Below are 12,594 nucleotides of genomic sequence, written 5' to 3' on the forward strand. Positions count from 1 at the left end.
ATTATGATGAGCAAAACCACGCAATTTACGTAGAGGACATGAGCCAAATGATGCGGCGCGATTTTTCCCGTTTGAATGATCGGACTTTCGATGTGCTGATTTGCGGCGGCGGCATCTACGGCGCCTGGACCGCTTATGATGCGGCCTTGCGCGGCCTCAAGGTCGCGCTGGTCGACCGGGGCGACTTCGCGAATGCGACATCGAGCGCATCGAGCAAGCTGGTGCACGGGGGCCTTCGCTATCTCGAAAATTTCGATTTCAAGCTGGTGCGCAAAACGCTGGCCGAACGGCAGATGCTGCTGGCGGCGGCGCCGCATCGGGTGCGGCCCTTGCGCTTCGGCGTGCCTGTTTACCGGGATAGCCGGCTCGGCAGTTTCCGGCTGGCTGTCGGCTTGACCCTGTATGACGGACTGGCTGGCTCGATCAATGATGAACAAGGTTTTAAGCGTTACGATAACAGTGAATTTTCTGCGCGCTTTCCGTTCTTGCGAACCGCAGGTCTGAAAGCCGGCTTTACCTATCTCGATGCGCAAACCGACGATGCGCGCCTGGTGCTGGAACTGGTCGCAGGTGCCGAAAGCGCCGGCGCGGTCTGCCTGAACTATTGCAGGGTGGCTGAATTTATCGAGCGGAACGACAAGCTTTCCGCGGCGTTAGTGACCGATCAACTCACCGGTGAAAGCGTTGCGGTGCAGGCGGAACAGTTCGTGAATACGGCCGGGCAATGGGCCGGCCTGTTGCAGCACGGTAAGCGCAATTACCGCCTGAGCAAGGGCGTGCATCTGATTCTGCCGAACATCCTGGACGGGGAGGCTTTACTGCTGACCGCGAAGGCCGACGGCCGGGTGTTTTTCATGATTCCCTGGTACGGCAGGACCTTGGTCGGCACGACCGATACCGATTATGACGGCGATCTCGATGCGGTGAGGGTGGAAAATAAGGACATCGATTATTTGCTGAGTGAGGTGAACGGTGTCGCCGGGAACGTGAGCTGGACTCGGGAAGACATCATCGGCAGTTTCGCGGGGCTGCGTGTGTTGAAGCAAAGCGATCGGTCTTCCCCGTCCGCGGTCAGCCGCGACTGGGAATTGCATGCCTCGGGCAATGGCCTGTTGACCTCGATCGGCGGTAAGCTGACCTCGGCCAGAAGCGATGCGGCGCATATCGTGGATAAACTCTGCGAGAATCTTGGCGTGCGGCAGGCATGCGGAACCTTCGGCAAGCCGCTGCCGTGGTCGCCGGGGGGCGATGTTCCGGCCTGGTCTGAAGCGATGACCCGGCGCGCCCTGGCGTTGGGGATAGACAAGGAAAGCGCGTATTGGCTGCTTTTTCGCCACGGCAGCCGCGTCACGGATGTCTTAGCGTTATGCGAAAGTCATCCCGATTCGGCGAGTCGGATCGTGCCGGAGGCGCCCTTTATCGTGACCGATCTCTTGTTTTGCGCGCGCAGCGAAATGATCGTGCATCTCGATGATTTGCTGCGGCGCCGGCTGCCTTTGCTGATTCTGGCGAAGCTGAAGCCGGAAGATCTGCGGCGGATTGCGGGGATGGTCGCGCCCGAATTGGGCTGGAGTCAGGAAAAGATCGAGTCGGAGTGCCGGCGTGTTTTGCAAGCCTACAGTTTAGGAGGCAGCTAAACGGATGGGTAGAGGCGCTAGCCGAAACCAATCGATCTAATGGGCAGCATCCTATAAGTTAGCAAGCCTTATCGCGTTGATCTCTTTTGTTAAAATTTGCTTAGCTTGCCAGCCAGATGCCTTTGCTACGAGAACCCCGTCCTCCCAAATCCCAACAACTGGAGACTGATAAACCGGCCCCACATCAGGAACATAAAGTTCAATGTCAGATTGAGATTTACATTTACTCAGCATAAATATGTCAAGCTGACTTCTATCAGACAATTCAGAAAGTGCATCCAGCAATTCAAGATCCTCTCGACTAAATTCTGCAACACTGACTAAAAATCTTTTTCCTCGATTTTGTATTGGATCACCTGGCTTCCAAAGTTTCAAGCCGCTATCCTCTACCCGTTTTGAAAACTCAGATATCACATATCGTTGTTGATCCCCGGGTTGCATATGCATTGATTCGAAAAATAGGTTGACTAATTTCATGGGCGCGCAACTTTTATACCATTGTTAAACCAGCAAGGATGGGCGGGATAAAAGGCCTCATCAAGCCTTGCGACAAAAGCATCGGTTTTGGATTTCTAGTCATCCTCAACAGTTCGCACCGCAGGCGCGGTGCGAACGGCATTCCTACGCGGCGCGCAGGAACGAGGTTAAAGCCACTTGCGTTTCCTGAAGAACATCAGCAGGAAACCCGATATCACGATGAAAATCACCCATAACAGCGGATAACCCCATTTCCATCTCAGCTCGGGCATGTAGTCGAAATTCATGCCGTACACCCCGGCGATGAAGGTCAGCGGGATGAATAGCGTCGAGAACACGGTCAACACCTTCATCGTTTCGTTCATTTTGTTGCTGATGCTGGACAGGTAGATGTCCAGCATGCCGGAAATCAGGTCGCGGTAGGATTCCAGCGCTTCGATGATGCGTATCGTGTGATCGTAGACATCGGTGAAATAATGTTGAGTGCGCTCGTTTAGAAGCGGCGATTCGCTGCGATGGATCGCGGCCAGCATTTCCCGCAGCGGCGAGATCGAGCGGCGTAAAAAAATCAGTTCGCGTTTGATCTTCTGTATAGCCGTCATCGTGCGGTGGGTCGGGTTGGTCAACAATTCGTCTTCGACCGTTTCGATCAATTCGTCGAAGGTGTCCTGCAAGGCGAAATATTCGTCGATCACCGTATCCATGATCACGTAGGCGAGGTAGTCGCCGCCCTGGCTGCGAATATGGCTTTGCGGGACGTTCAGCCGGTTGATGATCGGGTCCAGAATGTCGTCGGGTTTTTCCTTGAAGGTGAACACGATGTTGTTCAACAGCAGCAGGCTGATTTGTTCGTATTCGACCGAGGCATCGCCGTTCTGCAACGCGATCGCCTTGAACACGATGTACAGATAATTCTCGAATTCCTCGAATTTGGGCCGCTGATGCGTATTCAGAATGTCTTCGAGCACCAGCGCGTGAATGTTGAAATGCCGTCCGATCGCCTCGATCACCGAGACATTTTCGAGACCGTTCACGATCACCCAGGTGACCGTTTCGGGGGTGTCGTAAGGCGGTATCTCGTCGACCGAGGCGAGGGTGCGCTTTTCGAGCAGCGAGCCGTTGTAATTGATCACCGTGATGCTTGAGACGTGATCGTGCACATCGCCGACATGCACGAGCGAGCCCGGCTCCATGCCGGCTTTTTCGGAGGCGTAACTGAGCGATTCAATCATGTCGGCAGCGTGTGGATTAGGGGTTGGCGGATAAGATCGGAAACAAACCTTTCAAGCCGCCGGCGATGAATTCGACGGCCAGCGCGGAAAGCACCAAACCCATCAGGCGCGTGAAAATATTGATGCCGGTCCGGCTCAGATGTTGGGTCAGCCAGGGAATGAAGCGAATCACGATCCATAAGATCAGGGCGACCGTCACGATGTCCAAACTAATCAAAAGATAATGCCAGAGCGAATCGTCCGTTTGCGCATAGAGGATCACCGTACTGATCGCGCCGGGGCCGGCCAACAGCGGCATCGAGATCGGAACGACCGCGCTCGACTGGCGGTTTGCGCTGGCTTCGGCTTCCTCCCGGTTATGCACCAGTTCGCTGGTCTTCGCATGCAGCATCGAAATCGCCATCAACATCAACAAAATGCCGCCGCTGACTTTGAAAGAGCTGATGCTGATGCCGAAAAAATACAGCAGGTTTTCTCCGGCAAATAACGCAAGCAGCAAGATGACGGTGACCGAAAAAGCGACCGTCCCGGCAATCGACTTCATCTCCGCAGGTTTGCCGGCTGTCAGCGCGGCGATGATCGGCATCACGCCCAATGGATCGACCACGGCGATCAGGGCGATGAGGATTTTGATGTAGTCCGTGTATTCGATCATGTCTTCTTGCGCCGACAGATAGCAGTCCGCTGTGTTGCCCTAGGCCGTTTTTGACCGCTTGGCGGCCGGGTGATTGACTCTGTGCTTGAACACCAGTTTGCTCAGCGCCGGCAGCACCACGAACGTGCAGGTCATGATCCAGAAGATGCCGATCGTGATCACTAGACCCATGCTCGCTATGCCTTCATGCGGCGAAAACGCGAGGCCCGCGAAACTCGACGCGGTGGTCAAGGCGCCGTAGAACATCGCCCGCGCGGTGCTCGACTGGTAGATGTTCTGTTCCTCCGACAGCGAGTGGTGCAGTTTTTCGACCATGTGGATGCCGTTGTCGACGCCGAGGCCGAGCAGCAGCGGCAAGGCGATGATGTTCGCGAAATTGATCGGCGTGCCGGTCAGCACCGTGCTGGCCATCGTAAAGAGGCCGGCCAGAATCAGCGGGGTCATCACCAGCAGGGTGTCGGTCAGGTTGCGCCGAATCGCCAACAGCAGCAGCGCGATCGTGATCAGCGCGATGATGATCGCCTGTTGAAAGGCGTTGATCACTTCCTTCATCGACTCCCAATACATGATCGGCAAATCGGTCGTTTCCGGCGCGATCGCCTGCACGTCGGTGATGAATTTGGCCATTTTGTCGAGATCGTTCAGATCATACTTCGGCACGATCTGAATCCGGTACAGGCCGGTTTTGCTGAGCCATCTGTCCTTGATGTCCTGCGGCACGTCTTCGAGCGTGACTTCGCTCGCGTTCAAACTGCCGTAGAGTTCGTTCATCACCTTCGGCAAGGTGCCGAGCAGGGTGATCTGAACCTGTTCGATGAACTGGCGGCGACTGGTTTCCTGGCGCGCGTCCAGTTCGAGCAGAATATCGCTCAATTCTTTGCGCAATTGGGTCAGCGACGCGATTTCCTTCGCGTTCGTTTTGCCGGGCAGCACCGTGTCGATCGCCTTGATCAGTTTGACGATGCCCGGTTCCGGCGCCAGATCCGGCTGCAATTCGGGGAAGCGTTGCGGTTGCGCGCCGAGCATCAGCGCGATTTCATCGATGATCGCGAGTTTGTCTTCCTGATTGTCCGGCACGAAATCGAACAGGCTGATCGTCTTGTCGACCGTATCGATCTTGGCGAGCTGCTGCTGCAAGGCCTTGGCCTTGTCCGCATTTTCCGCGAGAATCGTCAGGGTCATCGGTGAGGTGTCCTTGTCCTTCATCAGGCTCTTGAATGCGATCACCGACTCGGTTTTCGGATCGCGGAGGTTCAGCGGATTGAAGTCGGTCTTGACGTTGAATACCAGAATGATCGACACCACGCTCAGCACCACGGTGCCGATCGCAATCGGTTTCGCGTAATGCAGGGTCAGATGGGCAAATTTTTCCGCCAGCGTCGCCAGTAGCGGGTGCGTAGAATCGGCATCCGTCGGCACCGAAACCGGCACGAACTTGAGCAGCAGCGGCAAGACGGTCAAGGTGACCAGCAGGCAGATGAACAAGCTGGTCCCGGCCAAAAGTCCCAGCTCGGAGACGCCCTTATAATCGGTCGGAATGAAGGCATACAGCCCGATTGCGGTGGTGCCTGCGCACAATAACAGCGATGGGCTGGTGCTGAGCAGGGTGCTGCGGATCGCGCGGACCCTGTCGACATGATGCAGCAGGTTGTCGCGGTAGCGCAAACAGAAATGGATCGCATATTCGACGCCGAGACCGATATTCGAGACCGCGAAGGCAACCGAAATCAGATTCAACTCCTTGACCGAAAACGCGGCAAAGCCGCCGCAAAACACCATGCCCAGGGCGAGCGTGAACAGGGTCGTCAAGGTCAGCGCGAGCGAATGGTAGGCCTTCAATAGAATCACGAAAACCAGCACCACCGAGAAAATACTCGCATTGAAGGTGCCGCTGCTCATCCCCAAGAGTTCGTCATCTTCCAGGCCGACTTCGCCGGTCACCCAGACTTTGACCGCAGGCAGGTTCGGCTCCTGAATCGTGGCCGAGGCTTTCCGGATCGCTTCGATCGCGTTTTCGGCCGGCCGAATCGAGCTGTAATCGAACTTGGGCAGCACGTTGATGAAGCCTTTGTTCGCGCTCGCCTGGGTGATTTTCTGTTCGGCGATCAGGTTTTCCCAGGACAACAGGCTATTCTGGCCGTTGATTCGCTTATGCAGGGAGGCATTGATCTTATCGATTAGCGAAGTCAGGTCGATCGGTACGCTTTGATCCTTGTTCGCGGAGGTCAGCGCATCTTCGAGGATCGAAAAAAAACCGGTCAGATTCGGTTCCTTCGAAATCCGGCCGATGAAGGGCTGCGCCTGCGATAGGCTGTTCGACAAGGTTTGCAGATCGTCCTGTTCGAGATAGAGCAGGCCGTTGCGGTGGAAATACTCGTTGTCGTTCGGCACATAGACCGAATCGAAATTGGTCTTGTCCGCGGCTAGCAAGCGGCCCAGGCGTTTGGTCGCCGATTTGGTCAGTTCGGGCGTGTCCGACTCGACCACCAGCAACAGTGTATGCAAATCTTTCGAGAAGTTTTGTTCGAATTTGCGGCGGTTTTGCTGAAACGGCGCATCGGGCGCGATCAGTTCGGCCGTGTCGGTATTGATGCTCAAATGGTTGGCAGTGTATTGTATGGTCCCTCCCACCAGCAGGCAGATGATCAGGAAGGTTTTAAACGGGTTGCCGAGGATGCGGTTTCCGACCGACGCGATGATGTGTTGTACGCTATTTACAGAAGACATGAAGCAGTTATCCTAGATCCAGGCAATTATGGACGGGTGACAAGGTTTAAACGCTCGAACGCTTCGCTTCGGGTTTCGAGCAATTGATCGTTTTGCAGCCGGATGAATAGTGCGGCAAGATGTTCGGCATTCGCCAATTTGAGTCCCTGTTCCTGGCCGAGGCACAAGAGCGCGGTGGACCAGGCATCGGCGATGGTCGGGTCGGCATGCGCGACCGTCACCCCGACCAAGTCATGCGTAACCGGACGGCCGGTACGCGCATCCAGGATATGGCCGTAGCGCTGGCCGTTCGCTTCGAAAAAATGCCGGTAGGTGCCCGAGGTCATGATCGCGAGCGGCGCATCCTTCGGCATCGTCAGGATTTTATGCAGCTTGTGTTCGCCGGGCAGCGGTTTTTCGATCGCGATGCGCCAGGCGGTTTGGTCCGGCTTCTGGCCGCGGGTTTTCAGCTCGCCGCCGATCTCGACCATATAATCGGTGATGCCGTGTTTTTCGAGCACGCGGCTGAGGCTTTCGACGCTATAGCCTTGCGCGATAGACGACAGATCGACTTGCAGCGAAGCCTGTTTCTTGCTCAGATGGGTCTCGTCAACGACGGTCAGTTGCGGCATGCCGATCAGCTGCAAGGTATCGGCGATCGCCTTGTCGTTCGGAATGGAAGGTGTTTCGCCGTTAAAACCCCAGAGTGTGAATAAGGGCTTGATCGTCAGATCGTAGCAGCCTTCCGAAGCTTTATGCACGGATTCCGCTATTCGCACCAATTGCACGATTTCGGGGCCGACTGCCTGAGTCTCGTTACGATTGAACGACTCGATCACCGAATCGGGCCGGTAATTCGACAGCAGCTTGTCGATAACGGCGAATTCGTTGTCGACCGCCTTTTTGACCGCTGGCGCATCGATAGGGGAGGCGGACCAATAACTGATATGGTAACTGGTGCCTTGCGCGAAGCCTTTCAACTGCTGCACGGACGGTGCTTTCGTACAGCCGGCAAGTGCGGCGAGCGCAAGCGCCGCGGCGATGCGGGACAAGACGGACGAAATATCGGGGTTCAATGAAGAGCGATGTCGATCGAGCGTGGATTTTGCGGCGAAACGTGTCGGGGCAAAATCGTCGCGTGCTGGTTTAATCATGGGTGGATTGTCTTTCGAAATGGGGTTGAATGCGAGTTTTCGGCGGACGCAAACAAAACCGGCATGCTTTCATCCATGCCGGATCGGGATGCTTTTCGACTGAGGCCTCGCATTTGGCCGTAGGGTTTATTATAATCCGAACAGTATTAAGGTTTTTTAAAATATTGAACACGCGGAATTTGCCGCGCGTCGTCAATGGATCATCCGTTTTTATAGCATGGCAGGATGCCATTCCTCTTGACCTCAAGCCGCTTGCTTATCGATCGTTCGAGGGCGGCATTCTGAAAAACTCGGCATGAGTTTTTATCCGACTATGAATAATCTGCTGTTGATTGCCGTCGCTATTTTGCTCGTCGCCCTGAACGGTTTTTTCGTGGCGGCGGAGTTTGGCCTGGTCCGGCTGCGTCCGACGCGCATTCGCGCGATTGCGAAGATGCAAGGCTGGCAGGGGCGCATGCTCGCGAAAGTCCATGCGCGGCTGGATACCTATTTGTCCGCCTGCCAACTCGGGATTACACTCGCATCGCTCGGTCTCGGCTGGATCGGCGAGCCCGCCTTCGCCGAATTGATCGCGCCGGCGCTGAGCCGCCTCGGCATCCATTCTCCGGAGTTGCTGCACAGCATCGCTTTCCTGGTCGCGTTTTCGGTCATTTCGTTTTTGCATATCGTCGTCGGCGAACTGGCACCGAAGTCGCTCGCGATCCGTAGTCCCGAAAAGACCGGACTGATCAGCGCCGCGCCGCTCTACGGCTTTTACCTGCTGATGTATCCGGCGATCTGGATGTTGAATGCGAGCGCGAACCTTACTCTACGGCTGTTCGGCATCAAACAGATGCACGGCCACGATCCGTATTATAGCGCCGAGGAACTGAAGCTGATCTTGCGCGGCAACCGCCAGAGCGGCATGTTTACCCAGGACGAATGGAATATTTTGGCGAGCACGCTCGATTTCAGCGAATTGGAGGTTTCCGATTTGATGCGTCCCCTGCATGAACTGGCCGCGCTGCATGCGAAGATGAGCATGGACGACAATCTGCGGGCGGTCTGTGAAAAGCGGTTTAGCCGCTATCCTTATTTCGATATGAATGGCGTCGATGTGCTCGGCGTGATTCATTTGAAGGATTTATTTTTCGCCCAGCAGGAAGGCAAGACGATCGACGACCTGCGCCAATATCTCCGTCCCGTACACTATGTTTCAGCGCACACCCCTGCGCTCGAATTGTTCCGCGATTTCCGCGCCGGCGCCGCGCATTTCGCGATCGTCGGCCAGAAAAACCGCATGCCGCAGGGTTTCATCACGCTGGACAATCTTTTGAGCGCGATGGTCGGCGAGATTCGCGACGAGTTCCGTCCGAGCGACGCCGAGTGGACGAGGCTCGACGATGGTTCGATCGTCGCGAAAGGCAGTTTGGCGATTTTTTCTCTCGAACGGATTTTGGGTATCGATATCGAAAACGAGGAACTCGAACTCGACAACGAGGTGTCGGTCGGCGGCCTGATTCTGGCCCAACTCGGCGATATTCCGGTCGAAGGCCAGCGCGTCGAGTTCCGCCAGTTCGAGGTGGTGATCGACGCAATGCAGGAATCGCGTATCCTGCAAATCCATATCTTTCCGAATACGCCGGATAGCCTTGAGCATCCGCCGGAATGAAGCCGGCAGTCTAGTGATGAACGCTTTGCTACCCGACAAGCCGACCCGTTTCCTGATACCGGGCATTTTGCTGACCGGTCTCGTGTGGCTGAGTTACCTGGTGCTGCGCGAGTTTTTGCAGACGATCGCCTGGGCCTTGATCGTGACCTATGTGATGTGGCCTCCTTACCGCTGGTTGCGGCGCAGGCTCGATCACCGCAGCACGCTGAGCGCTGCGGTCATGTCGGGCGTCATTTCGGCGATCATTCTGCTCGCGCTGTACGGACTGGCCGATCTGCTCCAGGGCGAAATCAAGGTGGCCTATCAGGCGGTCGTGAGCAATCTTAAGGACCCCGCCTACCGTCTGCCCGCATTTCTGGTCAAGATACCCTGGCTTGGACCCTATCTGCAGGAGCAGTTTGATCAGCTGCTCGGCGATCAGGCCGGCATGGCCGCGCAGATTTCCGCTTGGGCGCAGCAGTGGCTCGGCGAAGCGGCCCAATTTATCGGCGGCATCGGTCAATACGTGCTGAAGCTCTGCGTGATGCTGGTAATGCTGTTTTTTTGCTTCCGCGACGGCGATCAGGCGGTCCAGCAACTGCACCAGGGCCTGGTGCGTTTTCTCGGCAAATACCAGCATGTGTATCTGCAGGCGGCTGGTCATACGACCCGTGCGGTCGTCTATGGCCTGGTGCTGGCCGCCTTGGGGCAGGGCATCCTGGCCGGCATAGGCTATGCCTTTACCGGCGTCAGGGCGCCCGTGCTGTTCGGCGCGGTGACGGCGCTCTTGGCCATGGTGCCGATGGGCGCGACCTTGGTCTGGGTGCCGTTGGGATTAGGATTGATCGCCTCCGATCAACTCTGGCAGGGGCTGGGCCTTTTGGCTTGGGGATTTATGGCTGTCAGCACGGTCGATAATGTGATTCGTCCGTTGGTGATCAGCGGCGCCAGTCGGGTGCCCTTCCTGGTCGTGATGTTCGGCGTTTTCGGCGGCTTGTCCGCGTTCGGGCCGATCGGTTTGTTTTTGGGACCGGTGATTCTGGCGGTGCTGCTGTCGGTCTGGCAGGCCTGGATCAGGCAGCAGCCTGATGCATAACGCAGCGCGTTAATCGGCTGATGCGGTAAAATAAAGCAGAAACAATCCACGTTGTTTCGGTGCAGTGAGGGAGCAAAGAACAGTGAGTCGTGGAGGACTTTTTAATTAAACGAAGGAGATAAAAAGATGGGAATCAGCGTTACCAAATTGTTGATCGTGCTGGGTATCGCGATCGTTTTATTCGGTACCAAGCGCCTCAGAAACGCCGGCTCCGACATCGGCGCCGCAATCAAAAATTTCCGTTCGGCGATCAAGGACGGCGAAAGTGATAAGGACGAAGCTGGATCGGGTTCGGAGCTCGATGGTGAAGTGACCGATCGCAAGAAAGACGAATGATTGGTGTCGGGTTCTTCTGCATGGGCAGAGATTTGCTCCTCGGCAATGCAGGAGCAATTGCCGAGGCCTGAGCCGAACCCGACAGAGTAGAGGTCACTCTACAAAGTAACGGGCGTTAATCAGGAAGTGCGCAGCTATGCTCGCAAAAAAGCCGAGCATGATGGCCGGAGTGCATTTTAAATGGCTGGTGAATGTATATAAGCCTTTGGTTTGCCCCATCAGACCGACACCAGCGGCCGAGCCGACCGCCAGCATGCTGCCGCCGACGCCGGCGGTCAACGTCACCAACAACCACTGGCCCTGCGAAATATCCGGCGCCATGGTCAACACCGCGAGCATGATCGTGCCGTTATCGACGAAGGCGGAAGCGAAGCCGACCAGGATATTGGCGATGGTGGGGTTCATGCCGGTGTACAGGTGCTGCGATGTCAGCTCCAGATAGCCGACAAAACTCAATCCGCCGACTGCAAGCATCACGCCGTAGAAAAACAGCAGCGTATCCCATTCCAGATTGGCAACCTTCGAAAAAACATCAAAGGGCAGATCAAAATGCCGTTCTCTCTTGTGTTCCCATTCTTCCATACGGTTCATGATTTTCATCGGGCCGAAATAATCGATATAGCCTTCCTTGACCACGGTCAGATTTTTGACCGCCAGTTCTTGTTCGTGCTGCTTCTCGGTTTCGTATTTTTCGGCGTCTTTTTCCGCCGTGGTGAGTTTGGGCGGGATTTTTTGCAGGTAATAGCTAAAGAACTTCAGGTAAGTCAGTCCCATCATCATGCCGGCGGTCGGCGGTAGGTGCAGGAAGTTTTCGAAACAGGCCGAGGTGATGATGGTCAGGATGAACAAGAATATGATCACGATGCCGCCACGCTGCATCGGTTGCGATTCCTCGATCGGCACCGGGCAGGCCTCGGGTATCCAAAAGTACAGGATTGCGGCCGGTACCACGAAATTGATCACTGCCGGAATCAATAACGAAAAGAAATCCCCGAACGGAACGACGCCCTTTTGCCAGACCAGCAGCGTCGTGATGTCGCCAAAAGGACTGAATGAGCCGCCGGCATTGGCGGCGACGACGACATTTACGCAGGACAGGGCGACAAAGCGTTGATTGTCCTTGCCCAGCGCCAGGATCACCGAACCCATCAACAAGGCCGTGGTCAGGTTGTTACAGGCCGAGGAAATCAAGAATGCCAGAAAGCCGGTAATCCAGAACAATTGCCGATAATTGAAGTTTTTATTCAATAGCCAGACCCTGAGGCGTTCGAATACGCCGCGGTCTTCCATCGCATTCAGGTAAGTCATCGACACCAGGATGAACAAAAACAGTTCGGCATAGGCCTCCAGCGTCGTGCGAAACGCGGTGGCCGCGTGTTCGGTCATGCTGCCGCCGGCGTAAACGATGGCGATAATCACCCAGATCAGGCTGGCTGCAAACACCATCGGTTTCGATTTGCGCAGCTCGGTCACCTCCTCGAGCATCGCCAGGATGTAAGCGATCGTGAACAGGAGCACGATCATGTAGCCGGCCCAGTGATGGGTCAGATCCAATGGCTGTTCGGCATTTTGTTCGGCGGCGAACGCGAGCGCCGGCGACAACATCCCGATAACGATCAGGAGCGCTTTGGCAGAATATGAAAAGCGGACAACCATTCCGGGCCGGTTACT

Annotated in this window: 10 protein-coding genes; 4 read left to right on the top strand and 6 right to left on the bottom strand. The window is 55.8% G+C overall.

The window, feature by feature from the left end; genetic code table 11:
- Positions 1–38 precede the first annotated feature (38 nt).
- Positions 39–1,637, top strand: a complete 1,599-nt coding sequence (locus ACEPPP_RS16170; RefSeq protein ID WP_374088393.1) for an FAD-dependent oxidoreductase — start codon at positions 39–41, stop codon at positions 1,635–1,637.
- Between the two features lie 51 nt (positions 1,638–1,688).
- On the opposite strand, the gene ACEPPP_RS16175 is transcribed toward ACEPPP_RS16170, so the two are convergent.
- From ACEPPP_RS16175 to ACEPPP_RS16195, 5 genes are all read right to left on the bottom strand, one after another.
- Entirely contained in the window at positions 1,689–2,114 is a 426-nt protein-coding gene (locus tag ACEPPP_RS16175) for a hypothetical protein (RefSeq protein WP_374088394.1), read from the bottom strand.
- Positions 2,115–2,281: 167 nt separating this feature from the next.
- Positions 2,282–3,346: a magnesium/cobalt transporter CorA gene (gene corA, locus ACEPPP_RS16180; protein WP_374088395.1), complete on the bottom strand. Its 1,065-nt coding sequence runs from the start codon at positions 3,344–3,346 to the stop codon at positions 2,282–2,284.
- A 16-nt stretch (positions 3,347–3,362) separates the two neighbouring features.
- Positions 3,363–4,001, bottom strand: coding sequence for an NAAT family transporter (locus tag ACEPPP_RS16185; RefSeq protein WP_374088396.1), 639 nt, complete (start codon positions 3,999–4,001; stop codon positions 3,363–3,365).
- Between the two features lie 39 nt (positions 4,002–4,040).
- On the bottom strand, positions 4,041–6,728 hold the full coding sequence (locus ACEPPP_RS16190) for an MMPL family transporter (RefSeq protein WP_374088397.1): 2,688 nt from the start codon (positions 6,726–6,728) through the stop codon (positions 4,041–4,043).
- Between the two features lie 26 nt (positions 6,729–6,754).
- Positions 6,755–7,861, bottom strand: a complete 1,107-nt coding sequence (locus ACEPPP_RS16195) for an FAD:protein FMN transferase (RefSeq protein WP_374088398.1) — start codon at positions 7,859–7,861, stop codon at positions 6,755–6,757.
- 313 nt (positions 7,862–8,174) lie between these two features.
- On the opposite strand from ACEPPP_RS16195, the gene ACEPPP_RS16200 reads away from it, so the two are divergent.
- The 3 genes from ACEPPP_RS16200 (at position 8,175) to tatA (ending at position 10,923) form a co-directional block, all read left to right on the top strand.
- Positions 8,175–9,512 (top strand): hemolysin family protein, encoded by a 1,338-nt coding sequence (locus ACEPPP_RS16200; protein ID WP_374088399.1) that lies wholly within the window; start codon positions 8,175–8,177, stop codon positions 9,510–9,512.
- 16 nt (positions 9,513–9,528) lie between these two features.
- Entirely contained in the window at positions 9,529–10,587 is a 1,059-nt protein-coding gene (locus ACEPPP_RS16205) for an AI-2E family transporter (RefSeq protein WP_374088400.1), read from the top strand.
- Between the two features lie 126 nt (positions 10,588–10,713).
- A complete protein-coding gene (tatA, locus tag ACEPPP_RS16210) occupies positions 10,714–10,923 on the top strand; it encodes a twin-arginine translocase TatA/TatE family subunit (RefSeq protein WP_374088401.1) in 210 nt (69 codons plus the stop codon).
- A 93-nt stretch (positions 10,924–11,016) separates the two neighbouring features.
- On the opposite strand, the gene nhaD is transcribed toward tatA, so the two are convergent.
- Positions 11,017–12,579 carry a sodium:proton antiporter NhaD gene (gene nhaD / locus ACEPPP_RS16215; RefSeq protein WP_374088402.1) on the bottom strand — a complete coding sequence of 521 codons (1,563 nt, stop codon included), beginning with the start codon at positions 12,577–12,579 and terminating at the stop codon, positions 11,017–11,019.
- Positions 12,580–12,594 lie beyond the last annotated feature (15 nt).

The organism is Methylomicrobium lacus, assembly GCF_041897535.1.
GTDB classification, from domain to species: Bacteria; Pseudomonadota; Gammaproteobacteria; order Methylococcales; family Methylomonadaceae; genus Methylomicrobium; species Methylomicrobium lacus_A.

Excerpts from the sequence above, each read along its gene's own strand:
- nhaD (WP_374088402.1), bottom strand. The coding sequence starts at position 12,579 with ATGGTTGTCCGCTTTTCATATTCTGCCAAAGCGCTCCTGATCGTTATC.
- corA (WP_374088395.1), bottom strand. The coding sequence starts at position 3,346 with ATGATTGAATCGCTCAGTTACGCCTCCGAAAAAGCCGGCATGGAGCCG.
- ACEPPP_RS16185 (WP_374088396.1), bottom strand. The coding sequence starts at position 4,001 with ATGATCGAATACACGGACTACATCAAAATCCTCATCGCCCTGATCGCC.
- ACEPPP_RS16200 (WP_374088399.1), top strand. The coding sequence starts at position 8,175 with ATGAATAATCTGCTGTTGATTGCCGTCGCTATTTTGCTCGTCGCCCTG.
- ACEPPP_RS16195 (WP_374088398.1), bottom strand. The coding sequence starts at position 7,861 with ATGATTAAACCAGCACGCGACGATTTTGCCCCGACACGTTTCGCCGCA.
- ACEPPP_RS16175 (WP_374088394.1), bottom strand. The coding sequence starts at position 2,114 with ATGAAATTAGTCAACCTATTTTTCGAATCAATGCATATGCAACCCGGG.
- ACEPPP_RS16205 (WP_374088400.1), top strand. The coding sequence starts at position 9,529 with ATGAACGCTTTGCTACCCGACAAGCCGACCCGTTTCCTGATACCGGGC.
- ACEPPP_RS16190 (WP_374088397.1), bottom strand. The coding sequence starts at position 6,728 with ATGTCTTCTGTAAATAGCGTACAACACATCATCGCGTCGGTCGGAAAC.
- ACEPPP_RS16170 (WP_374088393.1), top strand. The coding sequence starts at position 39 with ATGAGCCAAATGATGCGGCGCGATTTTTCCCGTTTGAATGATCGGACT.
- tatA (WP_374088401.1), top strand. The coding sequence starts at position 10,714 with ATGGGAATCAGCGTTACCAAATTGTTGATCGTGCTGGGTATCGCGATC.